General features: G+C 59.0%; 15 protein-coding genes. 7 read left to right on the top strand and 8 right to left on the bottom strand.

The window, feature by feature from the left end:
• From putA to SHM7688_RS12230, 3 genes are all read left to right on the top strand, one after another.
• Positions 1-2601, top strand: a 2601-nt coding sequence (gene putA, locus SHM7688_RS12240) for a bifunctional proline dehydrogenase/L-glutamate gamma-semialdehyde dehydrogenase PutA (RefSeq protein WP_058240204.1), incomplete at its 5' end; no start/stop codon positions are given.
• A 31-nt stretch (positions 2602-2632) separates the two neighbouring features.
• Entirely contained in the window at positions 2633-3379 is a 747-nt protein-coding gene (locus SHM7688_RS12235) for a rhomboid family intramembrane serine protease (protein WP_058240203.1), read from the top strand.
• Positions 3376-3744 (top strand): GFA family protein, encoded by a 369-nt coding sequence (locus SHM7688_RS12230; protein WP_058240202.1) that lies wholly within the window; start codon positions 3376-3378, stop codon positions 3742-3744. The genes SHM7688_RS12235 and SHM7688_RS12230 overlap by 4 nt, the downstream gene beginning before the upstream one ends.
• A gap of 61 nt (positions 3745-3805) precedes the next feature.
• On the opposite strand, the gene SHM7688_RS12225 is transcribed toward SHM7688_RS12230, so the two are convergent.
• Positions 3806-4597, bottom strand: coding sequence for an inositol monophosphatase family protein (locus SHM7688_RS12225; protein WP_058240201.1), 792 nt, complete (start codon positions 4595-4597; stop codon positions 3806-3808).
• 183 nt (positions 4598-4780) lie between these two features.
• On the opposite strand from SHM7688_RS12225, the gene curA reads away from it, so the two are divergent.
• Positions 4781-5821: an NADPH-dependent curcumin/dihydrocurcumin reductase gene (gene curA / locus SHM7688_RS12220; RefSeq protein ID WP_058240200.1), complete on the top strand. Its 1041-nt coding sequence runs from the start codon at positions 4781-4783 to the stop codon at positions 5819-5821.
• Between the two features lie 147 nt (positions 5822-5968).
• On the opposite strand, the gene SHM7688_RS12215 is transcribed toward curA, so the two are convergent.
• Together SHM7688_RS12215 and SHM7688_RS12210 are read right to left on the bottom strand one after the other, a co-directional pair.
• On the bottom strand, positions 5969-7003 hold the full coding sequence (locus SHM7688_RS12215) for a Hint domain-containing protein (protein WP_058240199.1): 1035 nt from the start codon (positions 7001-7003) through the stop codon (positions 5969-5971).
• A 152-nt stretch (positions 7004-7155) separates the two neighbouring features.
• A complete protein-coding gene (locus SHM7688_RS12210; protein ID WP_058240262.1) occupies positions 7156-8061 on the bottom strand; it encodes a LysR family transcriptional regulator in 906 nt (301 codons plus the stop codon).
• Between the two features lie 98 nt (positions 8062-8159).
• Between SHM7688_RS12210 and metF the strand changes: the two genes are divergently transcribed.
• The 3 genes from metF (at position 8160) to dtd (ending at position 10172) form a co-directional block, all read left to right on the top strand.
• Positions 8160-9026 carry a methylenetetrahydrofolate reductase [NAD(P)H] gene (gene metF, locus SHM7688_RS12205; RefSeq protein ID WP_058240261.1) on the top strand — a complete coding sequence of 289 codons (867 nt, stop codon included), beginning with the start codon at positions 8160-8162 and terminating at the stop codon, positions 9024-9026.
• Between the two features lie 68 nt (positions 9027-9094).
• Positions 9095-9589, top strand: coding sequence for a PaaI family thioesterase (locus SHM7688_RS12200; RefSeq protein WP_058240198.1), 495 nt, complete (start codon positions 9095-9097; stop codon positions 9587-9589).
• Between the two features lie 148 nt (positions 9590-9737).
• Positions 9738-10172 carry a D-aminoacyl-tRNA deacylase gene (gene dtd / locus SHM7688_RS12195; protein ID WP_058240197.1) on the top strand — a complete coding sequence of 145 codons (435 nt, stop codon included), beginning with the start codon at positions 9738-9740 and terminating at the stop codon, positions 10170-10172.
• 20 nt (positions 10173-10192) lie between these two features.
• On the opposite strand, the gene SHM7688_RS12190 is transcribed toward dtd, so the two are convergent.
• The 5 genes from SHM7688_RS12190 to dksA form a co-directional block, all read right to left on the bottom strand.
• The gene (locus SHM7688_RS12190) at positions 10193-10528 is read right to left on the bottom strand and encodes a VOC family protein (RefSeq protein ID WP_188128111.1); all 336 of its coding nucleotides are present in this window, start codon (positions 10526-10528) and stop codon (positions 10193-10195) included.
• Positions 10529-10628: 100 nt separating this feature from the next.
• Positions 10629-11147 (bottom strand): alkylphosphonate utilization protein, encoded by a 519-nt coding sequence (locus tag SHM7688_RS12185; protein ID WP_058240196.1) that lies wholly within the window; start codon positions 11145-11147, stop codon positions 10629-10631.
• Between the two features lie 27 nt (positions 11148-11174).
• The gene (gene glpK / locus SHM7688_RS12180; RefSeq protein WP_058240195.1) at positions 11175-12665 is read right to left on the bottom strand and encodes a glycerol kinase GlpK; all 1491 of its coding nucleotides are present in this window, start codon (positions 12663-12665) and stop codon (positions 11175-11177) included.
• Positions 12666-12966: 301 nt separating this feature from the next.
• Entirely contained in the window at positions 12967-14151 is a 1185-nt protein-coding gene (locus SHM7688_RS12175) for an FAD-dependent monooxygenase (protein WP_058240259.1), read from the bottom strand.
• Between the two features lie 95 nt (positions 14152-14246).
• Positions 14247-14669, bottom strand: coding sequence for an RNA polymerase-binding protein DksA (dksA, locus tag SHM7688_RS12170; protein ID WP_058240194.1), 423 nt, complete (start codon positions 14667-14669; stop codon positions 14247-14249).
• Between the last annotated feature and the right edge of the window lie 45 nt (positions 14670-14714).

Genomic DNA, 14714 nt, shown 5'->3' with positions numbered 1-14714 from the left:
GGGCTCAACATTGACGCCGAAGAAGCCGATCGGCTTGCGCTTTCCATGGATGTGATTGCCACGGTGCTGGCCGAGCCCGCTTTGGCAGGCTGGGAAGGCTTTGGCGTGGTGGTCCAGGCCTACGGCAAACGTGCAGGGGCCACGCTGGATTACCTCTACGAACTGTCCCAGACACTTGACCGCAAGATCATGGTCCGCTTGGTGAAAGGCGCCTATTGGGACACAGAAATCAAACGCGCACAGGTGGAGGGGTTGGAGGATTTCCCGGTTTTCACCTCCAAGGCGGCGACCGATGTCTCCTATATTGCCAACGCGCGCAAACTGCTGGGCATGACCGATCGCATCTACCCACAGTTTGCTACCCACAACGCCCACACCGTCGCCGCAATCCTGCATATGGCAGAGGACAAAACCGCCTTTGAATTCCAACGTCTGCATGGCATGGGCGAAGCGTTGCATGATCTGGTGCTGACAGGCGAAAACACCCGTTGCCGCATCTACGCCCCAGTGGGAGCCCACCGAGATCTGCTGGCCTATCTCGTCCGTCGCCTGCTGGAAAACGGTGCCAACAGCTCCTTTGTGAACCAGATCGTGGATGAAGACGTGCCCGCCGCCGAAGTGGCCAGCGATCCCTTTGAAACCGTCAACGCCGCGCAGGCCAGCCTCACCACGGGCCCCGACCTGTTCCAGCCAGAGCGCGTCAATTCCAAAGGGTTCGACCTCACAGATCAGCCCACGCTGGCCACCATCAAAGTGGCCCGCGCACGGTTCCGCAACGCCACATGGACAGCCGGCCCCCTTCTGGCAGGCACCACCGCGCCCGAAGCCCCGATCGCGGTGACCAACCCCTTCCTGCCCACCGACAGCCCCGGCACCGTGACCCATGCCAGCGCAGCTGATGTGGAAACCGCGCTGTCATCCGCAACGCCTTGGGCAGCTGCACCTGCAGAGCGCTGTGAAATCCTGAACAAGGCCGCTGACCTCTATGAAGCCAACTTTGGCGAGCTGTTTGCCCTTCTGGCACGCGAAGCAGGCAAAACGCCCAATGATGCGGTCGCCGAATTGCGCGAAGCGGTGGATTTCCTGCGTTACTATGGGGCCAATGCGCCGCAAACCCCACCGGCGGGCCTGTTCACCTGTATTTCCCCGTGGAACTTCCCGCTGGCCATCTTCACCGGACAAATCTCTGCCGCTCTGGCGGCTGGAAACGCGGTGCTCGCCAAACCGGCGGATCAAACACCGCTGATCGCCTTCCGCGCGGTACAACTGCTTCATGAAGCGGGCGTGCCTGCCTCCGCACTGCAGCTCCTGCCCGGCTCTGGTGCGCTTGTTGGGGCCGCACTCACCTCTGATGCGCGTGTGAACGGCGTGGCCTTCACAGGCTCTACAGCAACCGCACAGCGCATTCGCAAAACCATGGCTGACAATCTCACGCCCGGCGCGCCCTTTATTGCGGAGACCGGCGGCCTGAATGCCATGATCGTGGATTCCACCGCCCTGCCAGAGCAGGCTGTGACCGCAATTGTGGAAAGCGCCTTCCAATCTGCCGGGCAACGCTGCTCGGCCCTGCGCTGCCTCTATGTCCAGGAAGACATCGCCGACAATCTGCTCGACATGCTGAAAGGCGCGATGAAAGAGCTTACGCTTGGGGATCCCTGGAGCCTCTCTACCGACAGTGGCCCGGTGATTGATGTCGCCGCGCAAACCACCATCGCCGATCATATCGCCGTGGCCCAATCCGAAGAACGCGTGCTGTATCAGATGCCCACGCCGCAAACCGGCACCTTCATTGCCCCGACCCTGATCAAGGTGAATGGCATCGCCGATCTGGAGCGCGAGATCTTCGGCCCGGTTCTGCATGTGGCCACCTTCAAGGCCAGCGAGCTGGATGCCGTCATCGACGCCATCAATGCCACCGGCTATGGGCTGACCTTTGGTTTGCAAACCCGCATCGACGACCGGGTGCAACATGTCTCTGATCGCATCGCGGCGGGCAACATCTACATCAACCGCAACCAGATCGGGGCCATCGTAGGCTCCCAGCCCTTTGGGGGCGAAGGTCTGTCCGGCACCGGTCCAAAGGCGGGCGGGCCACACTATCTGCCCCGCTTTGCCAAAGTCACCCCGCAATTGGGCGGCACATGGGACACAGAGATCGCGGCCCAACATCTGCAAACACAGATTGATCAGGCAACGGCGCAACCCGTGGCGCAGAGCACGCTCACCCTGCCCGGACCAACCGGCGAGTCCAACCGTCTCACCACCTATGCCCGCCCGCCCGTGCTCTGCATGGGGCCCGGCGCGGACGCTGCTGCAGATCAAGCCGCCAAAGTCACCGCGCTTGGCGGACGCGCGGTGGTGGCAAGCGGCGCTCTGGCGGCGGAGGCTCTGACCACATTGAACGGGTTTAGCGGCCTGCTCTGGTGGGGCGATGCGGCAACCGCGCGCAGCTATGAGCAAGCGCTGGCAGAACGCAGCGGGCCGATCTTGCCGGTCATCACCGGCCTGCCAGACGCCGCGCGCGTGGTAGGAGAGCGCCATGTGTGTGTCGATACAACAGCCGCAGGTGGGAACGCAGCCCTTCTCAGCGGTGCCGGTTGACCTCCCCGGCAAATAAGCCCAGCTTGGCGGCATGTTTCCGATCAGAGATCACAACCCGTCAGGCCGCACCCCCTATGTTGTTTATGCGCTCATTGCGCTGAACATCCTGATCTTCCTGAGTTATCAGCCCATTATGGGCGATGATTACAGGTTGACACTGTTCTTTCAGGACTGGGCGCTGCTGCCTGCCGAAGTGACAGAGGGGCGGCGCCTGCATGGGCTGTTCACCTCCATGTTCCTGCATGGCGGATGGATGCATCTGGCGGGCAATATGCTGTTCCTGTGGATCTTTGGCGACAACCTCGAAGATGAGATGGGCCATCTTGGCTTTCTCGTCTTCTATCTGCTCTCTGGTCTGGGCGCAGACGTCGCACAGATCGCGGCAAACCCTGACAGTCTGATCCCCATGGTCGGTGCCTCCGGTGCCATCGCCGGAGTTATGGGGGGCTATCTGCTGCTCTTTCCCAAAGCGCGCGTCGACATCTTCCTGTTCCTGATCATCATCTTCCGAATATTCACGGTCCCTGCCTGGATCATGCTCGGGCTTTGGTTTGGCCTACAACTGTTCAACGGCCTCCTGTCAAATCCGGAGGCCGGCGGCGTGGCACATTGGGCTCATGCAGGCGGCTTTGTCTTTGGCGCGCTGCTCACCCTGCCGGTCTGGCTGCGCCGTGGTGGTGCGCATTATTGGCAGGAAACCCATGGCCACCCGCCACACCCTGAAGCAAAATACCGCCTGTCCCAAAGCTCCATCCCCCGCGTAAGGAGACGCAGATGACCCAGAAACTGACCTGCCACTGTGGCTCCGTGGAACTGAGCGTGCAGCTGTCCGAACACCCCAGCAAAGCACGCATGTGTGATTGTTCCTTCTGCCGCCGCCGCGCCGTTCCAAATGTCGACGTGGCGCTGGACGATCTCACCATCGTCAAAGGCCATGAAAGCCTGACACTCTACACCTGGGGATCAGGCACGGCCAAACACTATTTTTGCCGCAATTGCGGCATCTACACCCATCATCAAAGGCGCTCCAATCCAAACGTCTATGGCGTCAACATCGGCGCATTGGAGGGCGTGAACCCAGCAGACTATGCACCCTTTGGCTGGGTTGACGGGATCAACCACCCTTCAGACAGAAAAACCTGACCACATAGGGCCAGGTTTCTCAATCTCACAGGAGGCAAGCGCCTTTATCGGCGCTGAAACGTCACCCGTTGCGCACAACTTTCGCAAAAGTTGAGAAAATCGGCTCATTGGCCACAAGCACATTGCCGTCTTCCAGAAGATCCCCATCAGGATCAATCGGCTCAACCAGCGCGCCTGCCTCTTTCGCAATCAACAGCCCAGCCGCCACATCCCAGGATTTCAGGTTACGCTCCCAGTATCCCTCATAGCGACCTGCCGCCACATAGGCCAAATCCAGCGCCGCAGATCCAAAGCGGCGCACACCCGCCGTGGCGGGCAACAGACGCGCAAGATCCTGCAGGGTTTCCGGCAGATCCGCACGGCCGCCAAATGGCAGCCCAGTGGCAAAAATCGACTCAATCATGCGGTGACGGCCTGACACACGCAGACGCAGACTGTCGTTCAGCCATGCACCTTCGCCACGTTCGGCATAAAACATTTCATCCTTGGCAGCGTCAAAAACAACACCGGCAACGATTTCCCCCTTGTGCTCCAGCGCGATGGAAATCGCCCAATGCGGCAAACCATGCAGGAAGTTGGTGGTACCATCCAGCGGATCCACGATCCAGCGACGGGTTGGGTCTTTACCCTCGATTTCGCCACCCTCTTCGGCAATCCAGCCATAGGTTGGACGCGCGCCAAGCAGTTCTTCTTTCAGGATTTTCTCTGCTGCGATGTCGGCACGGCTGACAAAATCCCCCGCCCCCTTCATCGACACCTGAAGGTTTTCAACTTCCCGGAAGTCCTTGACCAGTGACCGGCCCGCTTTGCGAGCGGCCTTCATCATGATATTCAGATTTGCGCTGCCCGGCATGGCACGGCTCCTTTTGGCTCAGAGCGCGCGTATACGCTCGTAATCCCTTTTTGCCAAGGCCTTATAGGGCTTCTCACACGGCTTGTGAAACGCGGCGTCACAAAACCACGCAAAAAACCCCACAGCCTTGCCAGCCTATCCCCCGCCCGCCAAGCTCTCATCAAAGGGTTGGAGGATATGAGTATGACTGAGAAGATGCAGCGAATGGTTTTGGCAAGCCGCCCCACAGGCATGCCTCAGGACGAAAACTTTCGCTTGGAAACTGACGACTTACCAGAGATCGGCCCCAATGAGGTCTTGGTACGCACCCACTATATGTCCCTTGATCCTTACATGCGCGGACGCATGGATGATGCCAAATCCTACGCAGCACCAGTTCCCATTGGCGGCACCATGGAAGGCGGCGCCGTCGGAGAAGTCATTGCGTCCAATCATCCTAAATTTGCATCCGGTGATTTTGTCTTTGGCATGTTCGGCTGGGCCACGCATGGGGTGGCAAAGGGGCAGGATATTCAGAAGCTGGATGCCGCGCTTGCCCCCATCACAACCGCGCTTGGCGTTTTGGGCATGCCCGGCTTCACCGGCTGGTTTGGCCTTATGGAATACGGCAAGCCCAAAGCTGGCGAAACTTTGGTTGTGGCAGCGGCCAATGGGCCTGTTGGCTCGATGGTTGGGCAGCTCGCCAAACTGCATGGTCTGCGCGTGGTCGGAATCGCCGGCGGCGCAGAGAAATGCAAAACCGCAACAGAAACTTACGGGTTTGACGCCTGCATTGATCACCGCGCCCATGAAACCGCACGCGATCTGCGCCACGCCCTCAAAGAGGTCTGCCCGGATGGGATCGACATCTACTTTGAAAATGTTGGCGGCAAAGTTCTTGATGCGGTGTTGCCGATGATGAATCCGCATGGGCGTATCCCCCTTTGCGGCATGATTGCCTGGTACAACGCCGGAGGTCTGGGCGCGGATGCCGCGATGGAAGCGCTGACCGGACCACGCCTGTGGCGCACCATTCTGGTCAATTTCCTCTCTGTAAACGGGTTTATTATCTCCAACCACTTTGACCGCTATGGCGATTTCCTGCGCGAAGTCGCCCCGCAATTGGCGGCCGGCAAAATTGCCTATACCGAGGATATCGCTGAGGGCTTGGAGAACGCTCCGGCAGCCTTCCGCGCCCTTCTAAGCGGCGGCAATAAAGGCAAACAGATCGTCAAGCTGATCTAGTCTCAGGCCATATGGATGTTTCAGCACCCTTGCTGAACCTAAAAGTTTGACCGCCGCGCCAAATGATCATGGAAGCGGCGGTCAAGCATTCGAACGTACGAGGTAAAACCGTTCGAAATTCAAAATATGTGATGATGACGTCAGATGTCAGCCTGCCAGAAGCCGGGCTTCCTGCACCTTCAAAGACGGGCGCGCCTCGTCTCCATAGCTGTGCAAACCTTCGCTGACCAGTTCCGGAAACAGATCATAGATTTCTTTCTGCACCGCCTCTGTCATGCTGTTCAGCCCCTGTTCACCAGGCAGGAAGCTCTCGCTGGGAATACCGCCGCCATAGATGATTTCGTGGCAATCAAACAGCAGATGCACATAGGTGACATCGCCACCGGAAATTTGCCGGATGGTCTCTCCATTAACCAGGCTGATGGCAGGCACCAGCGCCTCTATCTCCCCAAAATGCATTTCAACACGCCAGCCGCTGAGCATCATGCGATGATGCGGGGACACCATGAGCGGCACATCATTGCCCAAGGCCCCCGCCTCAAACCGCACAGGCGCCAAAGCGCCGGTGCCCGACACAGTCCGTTGGCCAATCCACCGCAAAGGGCGGAACCCATGGTCCATCGTCAGAACCATGTCACCGGGCACGAGATCTTCGACCGCAATTTCCCCCCCCTGAGTGATGATGCGCGTCCCTTTGACAAAACACGGCACAAAATCCCACTCTTCCCGCGCCGCGTTCAGACCGGAAAACTGATTGCCCAACAGACGATCGAGGGAAACCGACTGAATGGGCTTTGAATTCAGAAGCCTCTGATCCGCATTGTCCGAAAACTCCGGCGCGAGATAGGCATTGCCGTTCACATCCTGAAACACGACGGCTGAATAGGTGCCGGTGGTGCCATCCACAAATGTAACGGTCGCACTGTAAACCGAGGTGCCATCAAAGGTCTGCGCCGCACCGCCATCCACACGGAACTGATCATTCGGGCTGTTGTTCATATTGTAGAACCCGCCCACATTGCCAACTGCGGAAACTTCAACAAAGTCATTCACCAGGGCGGCGCCAGGGCCGCCAAATGTCATCCCAACCAACGCGGAGGCGTTCTCTGCCGTGAAATTGCCCTCATTGGTATCAATGTCGGCCAATTGACCTATCGAAATGGCATTGAATGTGGTTCGCATAGGTACCTTTGAGGTCCCGCTTCGGAACAGCAGTGTGCTGTACTGACAGAGAGATCCCCACCCCCTAGAAGTTTCGACGTGCCGCCAGCACATGGAGGCTGGCGTTCGGAAACACTAGGGGGAGAATCTTCACAAATGGCTCACAAAAAAGATTAAGCGGATTGCAGCCGACGGGCTTCCTTACCAGCCAGCGCAATCAGGTCCTGCATGTAAGGCTTATCCAGATCCTCATCGCGGGTCGCTGCAAAAAGCTGACGGGTCAGCCCATCCGCGGTGAGCGGCCGCGTGACATAGTCAGAGGAATATTTCACTTCCCGCACCACCCAATCCGGCAGCACAGAGACCCCACGGTTGGACGCCACAAGCAACAGAATAACTGCCGTCAATTCCGCCTGCCGCACAGCACCCGGCTCCACCTTGGCTGGCGTCAACAATTGCGAAAACACATCCAGCCGGGACCGCTCCACCGGATAGGTGATCAGCGTCTCGCCACGAAAATCTTCGGCATCCACAAAAGACTTCTGCGCAAGCGGATGCTGTGCGGAGGCCACAAAGACCGGCGCATAGTCAAACAGATGGCTGAAAGACACCCCGGGCAGGTTTTCCGGGTCCGAGCTGACAACCAGATCCACCTCTTCTTTTTGCAAAGCGGGCATCGCGTCAAAGGCCAACCCGGGGCGAATGTCCACATCTACATCCGGCCAGTTCTTGCGAAACTGTTCCAGTACCGGAAAAAGCCACTCAAAGCAGGCGTGGCATTCAATCGCGATATGCAAGCGCCCGGAGCGCCCATCGCGCAACCCATTGAACTCCGCCTCAAGCTTTTCCACCTCCGGCAAAACCTGATTGGCCAGTCGCAACAGACGCAACCCCGCCGCTGAAAGCTTCATCGGCTTGGAGCGGCGCACAAACAGCTCGACACCGGCCTGCTCTTCCAACCCTTTGACCTGATGGGACAAAGCCGATTGTGTGATGTTCAACTGCTCGGCAGCACGAGCCAGACCGCCACATTCATGAATGGCGCGCACCGTACGCAGATGACGAAACTCAATGTGCATCTTCATATGAGACTCATGACCTTCTTGAGTATTATGAATTTGCGTAAAGATGCCACGCGTGAGACATGAGGGCAACCGCAAGTTACAGGATGCCGATCATGACCACGCCTCAAGTTTCTTTTGAATTCTTTCCGCCGCAGTCTTTGGAAGCCTCCTTTCGGCTGTGGGACACCGTGCAAACCCTTGCGCCACTTGATCCACGCTTTGTCTCCGTGACCTATGGCGCTGGCGGCACAACGCGCGATCTCACACGCGAAGCCGTGGCCACGTTGCACAAATCTTCCGGCCTCAATGTGGCCGCCCATCTGACCTGCGTGGACGCCTCCAAGGCAGAAACCCTGCAAATTGCCGAAGACTTTGCGCAGGCCGGCGTGTCAGAAATTGTCGCATTGCGGGGGGATCCCCCCAAAGGCAGCTCCAGATTTGCTCCACATCCAGAAGGATTTGCCAATTCGCTTGAGCTGATCTCTGCTCTGGCAGATACGGACAAATTCACGATCCGCGTGGGCGCCTACCCCGAGGTCCACCCAGAGGCCGCAGACATGGCCGCCAATGTCGACTGGCTCAAGCGCAAGATTGAGGCCGGTGCCAGCGAAGCCATCACGCAGTTTTTCTTTGAGGCAGAGACCTTCCTGCGATTCCGCGACGCCTGTGCCGCCGCTGGCATCACCGCCCCTATTTTGCCCGGCATCCTGCCGATTGAGAATTGGAAAGGTGTGCGCAATTTCGCCGCCCGCTGCGGCACCTCCGTGCCCAACTGGCTGATCAATGCCTTTGAAAAGGCCGAACGCGACGGGCGTGAGGACCTTCTGGCCACCGCAGTCTGCACAGAGTTGTGCTCTGACCTGATGGACGAAGGCGTCGATGCGCTGCACTTTTACACGCTCAATCGCCCGGAACTGACCCGTGATGTCTGCCACGCGCTTGGTGTGACCCCATCGGTGCGCCTGCAAAACGTGGCGTAAAACACGCTCCCTCCCCTTGCAGTGTCATGGGATATGCGGCTCTATTTCACTTGTTAAAGGAGCCCCCCATGACACAGCACCACTTCGCGCAATCGCTAGAGGATCTGGCAACATTTGACACCATCCTCTCCATGAGCGGCCTTGCGTTTATGCAGGCGATCATCAACGGTGACCTGCCCGGCGCACCAATTGGCAAAACCATGGGGTTTGTGCCCATCCATGCAGAGCATGGCAGCGTCACATTTGAGGGTACGCCACAGTTTGATGTGCTCAACCCCATTCGCACCGTCCATGGCGGCTGGTACGGCACGGTTCTGGACAGCTGCATGGCCTGCGCGGTGCAGACCACGCTTGCCGCAGGCCAGATTTACACAACGCTCGAATATAAAATAAACATCCTCCGCTCCATCCCGCCCGGCATGACGGTGCACGCAATCGGCAAAGTGCAACATGCCGGTCGCTCAACTGGCATCGCCAATGGCGAGATCCGCGGCGTGGAAGATGGCAAACTCTACGCCACCGGTTCCACCACCTGCATCATTATGAACGGCCCGCGCAAGTAGTGTCATCTCGGTGGCTCAGCCTAGGCTGAGCCTGCGGGCTGCGCCCACGTCACAGCACAGCTGTGCCGATTGAAGAGGATCTGCGGACGCAAACGGGGCTTGAGATTGGCGGCCCTCTGGCGCAGGGTGCGCCCAAAAGGAGGGCGCAATGCGGGCCGTAATACAACGAGTAAGCGAAGCGCAGGTACGCGTGGACGGCACGGTCATCGGGCAATGCGGCCCCGGTCTGATGGTGCTGGTCTGTGCCATGCAGGGGGACACCGAAGCGCAGGCGCAAAAACTCGCCCAGAAAGTCGCCAAATGCCGGATCTTTCAGGATGAAAACGGCAAAATGAACCGATCAGTGATCGACGTGGGCGGCAGCGCTCTGGTGATCAGCCAGTTCACACTGAGCGCAGACACCCGCAGCGGCAACCGCCCCGGCTTTTCCACAGCTGCCCCACCGGACGACGGCAAACGGCTCTATGAACTCTTCGCACAACAGCTTGGTGCGCTCATCCCGGTGGAAACCGGTTCATTTGGGGCGGACATGAAAGTGTCGCTTATCAATGATGGGCCTGTGACGATCCCCATGGAGGTCTGACCCCCCCCTTCTGAGAGTGTTCAAGCAGGGCACCAGACCGCCATATCTGTGCCGCCCGGCTCACGAAACTCAAAACGCGTGCCACCGGGAAACTCAAAAATCTCTTTTGTGATCTCTGCACCTGCGTCAGAGACCTGTTGATACGCTGCAGGCAGGTCATCTGTTTTCAGCACAATCAAAGGGGCCTTCGGGCCACTGCGCTCAATCCCGCCGCCGATGCCTGCGTTCTGAATGTCGCGGTAATCCGGGCCGTATTTCACAAACTCCCAGGAGAAGGCCTTGCCGAAAAAATCTTCGGTGGCTTCCAGCTCGGCGCTGTAAAATTCAACGTAGTCTATTTCCAGAGTGAGGGGCATCTCGATGTCCTTTCCAAGAGCGCGCCCCACAAATGTTCATGATTTGTACACCCACGTCAAGACAGCACATCGCCAACCCAAGCCGAGCCCTTTGAGGCCCTCAGCTCTTTTTGACAAACTTGGTCAGGATCACAATACGCTGCCCTTCCACACGCCCTTCGATATGGGCCTCATTGTCCATCACCAAAGAGATATTGCGCACGGCCGTGCCCCGTTTGGCGGTAAACCCCGCGCCTTTGACCGGCAGATCCTTGATCAGCACCACCGTATCGCCCGCCGCCAGCTTGGCACCATTGCTGTCGCGGTGCACAACCTCAGCGGCCTCAAGATCCCCCGCTTCCGCCCAGGCCAGCACCTCAGGCTCCAGATAGGCCATGTCCAGAAGGTCGCGTGCCCATGGCGCTTCAGGCAAGGCCTTCAGCAAGCGCCATGCCAGCACCTGTTCGGCAGGCTCGGTGCTCCAGATGGCTTCGTGCAGACATTGCCAATGCGGCCCATCCTCTGGCCCTTCTGCCACGGCTTTATTGCAAGTCGCACAGAGCGCCACCTGCACATCACGCGGCGCAACAGTCCCCAAATGCGCGTCAGGCGCCCCACACAGGCAACAGTTTTCTGACATGGAGCGCTCCGATTTTATGAATGCGCCTCACTCTGTCATGGAGAGCGTAGCGTCAATGGCTTTCTTCCAGCCCGCATAGCGGCTTTCCCGCCAGCCGTCATCCCGCTGGGGCACAAACTGGCATTCTTTTTCCCAGGTTGCAGCAAAGCCCGCCATATCCGGATAAACACCAATCTGCATCCCAGCCAGCCAGGCCGCGCCCTTGGCTGTGCTTTCGGCCACCACAGGCCGATCCACCGGCGCGCCCAGAATGTCTGACAGAAACTGCATCGCCCAGTCCGAGGCACTCATGCCCCCATCCACGCGCAGAACCGTATCCCCTGTGCCGGCATAATCCGCCTGCATCGCATCCAGCAGATCGCGGGTCTGAAAGCCCACGCTTTCCAGTGCCGCACGGGAGAACTCCTTCGGGCCTGATCCCCGCGTCAGCCCAAACACGGCACCACGCGCCTGCGGGTTCCAATAGGGAGCCCCCAGCCCGGTGAAGGCAGGTACCAAAATCAGCTCCTGTGCCGGATCGGCCGCATCCGCCAAGGCCGCCGTTTCTGCTGCGCCTTCGATGATGCCCAACCCATCGCGCAGCCACTGCACAACCGCGCCAGCAATGAAAATGGCCCCTTCCAGCGCATAGGTGGGCTTGCCATCCAGCTGATAGGCAATGGTGGTCAGCAAGCGATTATGCGAGGTCACCGGCGTGTCCCCCGTGTTCAAAAGCGCAAAACACCCGGTGCCATAGGTCGATTTCAACATGCCCGCCTCAAAACAGGCCTGCCCGATGGTGGCCGCCTGCTGATCCCCGGCCACACCCCGGATCGGGATCGCCGCGCCAAAAATATCCGGGTCCGTCGCACCAAAGTCTGCGGCACAATCCTTGACCTCTGGCAGCATCGCCATGGGAATGCCCAGCAAGGCACAGATGTCCGGGCTCCATTGGCCTTTGTGAATGTCGTAAATAAGGGTGCGGGCCGCGTTGGTGGCATCGGTGGCATGCACCTTACCGCCGGTGAGCTTCCAGATCAGATAGCAGTCCACTGTGCCAAACAGCAGATCCCCTGCATCTGCCGCTGCGCGCGCGCCCTCCACATGATCGAGGATCCATTTGACCTTGGTGCCCGAAAAATAGGGATCCAGAAGCAGGCCGGTGATGGATTGCACAAGCTCTGCATGACCCGCCGCTTTCAGTGCATCACAGATCTCAGCTGTGCGCCGGTCCTGCCAGACAATCGCATTGTGCACAGGCTCACCGGTATGGCGGTTCCACACCAAAGTGGTCTCACGCTGATTGGTGATGCCAATCGCATCCACATCCTTGGCTGCAATCTTCGCCCGTGCCAGCGCACCCGAACAGGTCTCCACCGTGGTGACCCAGATGTCCGCCGGATCATGCTCCACCCAGCCTGAATTCGGAAAATGCTGTTCAAACTCCAACTGCGCGCTGGCAATGGGGCGAATATCCCCATCAAAAACGATGGCGCGGCTGGATGTGGTGCCCTGATCGATGGCAAGAATATGTGTCATGACGGCCTCCCTGCGTATGTTTGACGCGCACCCTACGCCGCTGAAACTGTTACCGCAATCATGAACAAGACCTCTCCACAGAGAAATTACTAATTTCTTCGTAGATGAGCGCCACCACCTCTATCCCGTCCCGTATTGGCACCGTACATCACACTAGGTGAGACACGCCTCGCAAAGCGCATGCTTTGCGCCACGCCCAACAGCCTGTCAGCAGCCTACTGCGTCACCAGGCTGGCGGGAGAACCACCACTCCCTGACCAGAGGGCCGTGGACACGCACCACTGCGCCAACACCGCAGGCTTCAGCCCTGCGTGACATCATGACGATAGATCCAGTCAAACTGCCCCATCATACGCTCCGGCGCCACTGACGAGGCCATGCGCAACCCCATATGCGCAGCGCGGCGCAGCACTGGGTTGGACAGGTGGTACTTCCAGGCGTTTTTGCTGGCCGTGTCCACAACCCGTTTCACCCGCGCCTCGCGACGGCCTTGATAGCTCGCCAGACCGGCTGCGACTGTCTCCGCCCTACTGAGCGCATCCACAAGCACCCAGGCGTCTTCCATCGCCATCACCGCGCCTTGCGCCATGAACGGCAGCGTCGGGTGGGCCGCGTCACCAAGCAGCGCGCAGTGCCCCCCCTGCCAGACCGGCGCAACAGGATGACGAAACAGCCCCCAGCGCCGCACATCCTTCACCTCCGCCAACATGGGCGTCACTGTGCCACCAAAATCGGCAAAAACCGCCCGCAGATTGTCGGGGTCGTCCGGAATGTGCCAGCCTTCTTCGGCCCAACCGACCTGTTCCTGAACCGCGACAATATTGATCAAAGCGCCCGCGCGCAGCGGATAGCTCACAACATGACGCCGTGGCCCCATATGCACCCGCGCGACATTCGGATGATCAATCGTATTGGGCACGGTCGCCCGCCAGGCCACCTGCCGGGTGAAAAACGGCGCCACGGTCCCATTGAGGGCAGTCCGCAGACGCGAATGCAGACCATCCGCCCCAATCACCAGATCGGCCTTCATCTCTGAGCCATTGGCTATCACCACACGCGGGCGCGCATGCCCCTCGCCCGCTGGCACAATGCTGTCCACCTTCTGCAGCAAAAGCACGCGCACACCAGAGGCGCGCACTGCGGCAGCCAAACAGTCAATCAGGTCTGCACGATGTAAAAACAGATAAGGTGCCTGATCTTTCAGCAACGACAGATCCAGATGCGACACCATCGCCCCCGCCGCATAGTCACGCAACTCCACAGCCTGCGCCTTGACAGCGCGCCGTGCCACCTCAGCCTCTAGGCCCAGCGCCCGCAAAACCGCCCCCCCATTGGGGCTGATCTGAAGCCCGGCGCCCACTTCCGTAATCGCCTCCGCCTGCTCCAAAACACAGACCTGCGCGCCACGCTGCCTCAGCGCCAGCGCCGCGGTGAGCCCGCCAATGCCCGCGCCAATCACGCAGACCTTCTGTCCCGTCAAATCCATGCCAGCGGTATCTACAAAAAAACGCCGAGGCAAAAGCCCCGGCATTGGTATTTTTTTAAGCAAAGTAAAAAAAGAGCCGTGACAAACGTCACAGCTCAATCATCACGGTGCACTTTTTCACGACGCTCATGGCGCTCCTGCGCTTCAAGGCTCATGGTCGCAATCGGACGCGCATCCAGACGCTTAAGCGAAATCGGCTCCCCGGTCACCTCACAATAGCCATATTCACCTTCATCAATACGGCGCAGCGCGCTGTCGATCTTGAGCACCAATTTGCGCTGGCGATCCCGGGTGCGCAACTCTAGCGCGCGGTCGGTCTCTTCGCTTGCACGGTCTGCGACATCCGGAATATTCCGTGTGCTGTCTTGCAGACCTTCGATTGTGTCACGGCTGCCAGCCAGAAGTTCTTCCTTCCAGTGCAGCAGTTTGCGACGGAAGTACTCGATTTGCCGGTCATTCATGAACGGTTCATCTTCTGCGGGACGATAATCGTCGGGCAGGAAAGTTTCGGCTTTCATTTCTGCTCCCTCACCGTGGCTCACGTCCTTCGAGCTATTCAATTC

The sequence above is a fragment of the Shimia marina genome (assembly GCF_001458175.1).
GTDB lineage: Bacteria > Pseudomonadota > Alphaproteobacteria > Rhodobacterales > Rhodobacteraceae > Shimia > Shimia marina.
The sequence above is the reverse complement of the archived record's forward strand: the minus strand, read 5'-3'. Positions and strand labels throughout refer to the sequence as shown.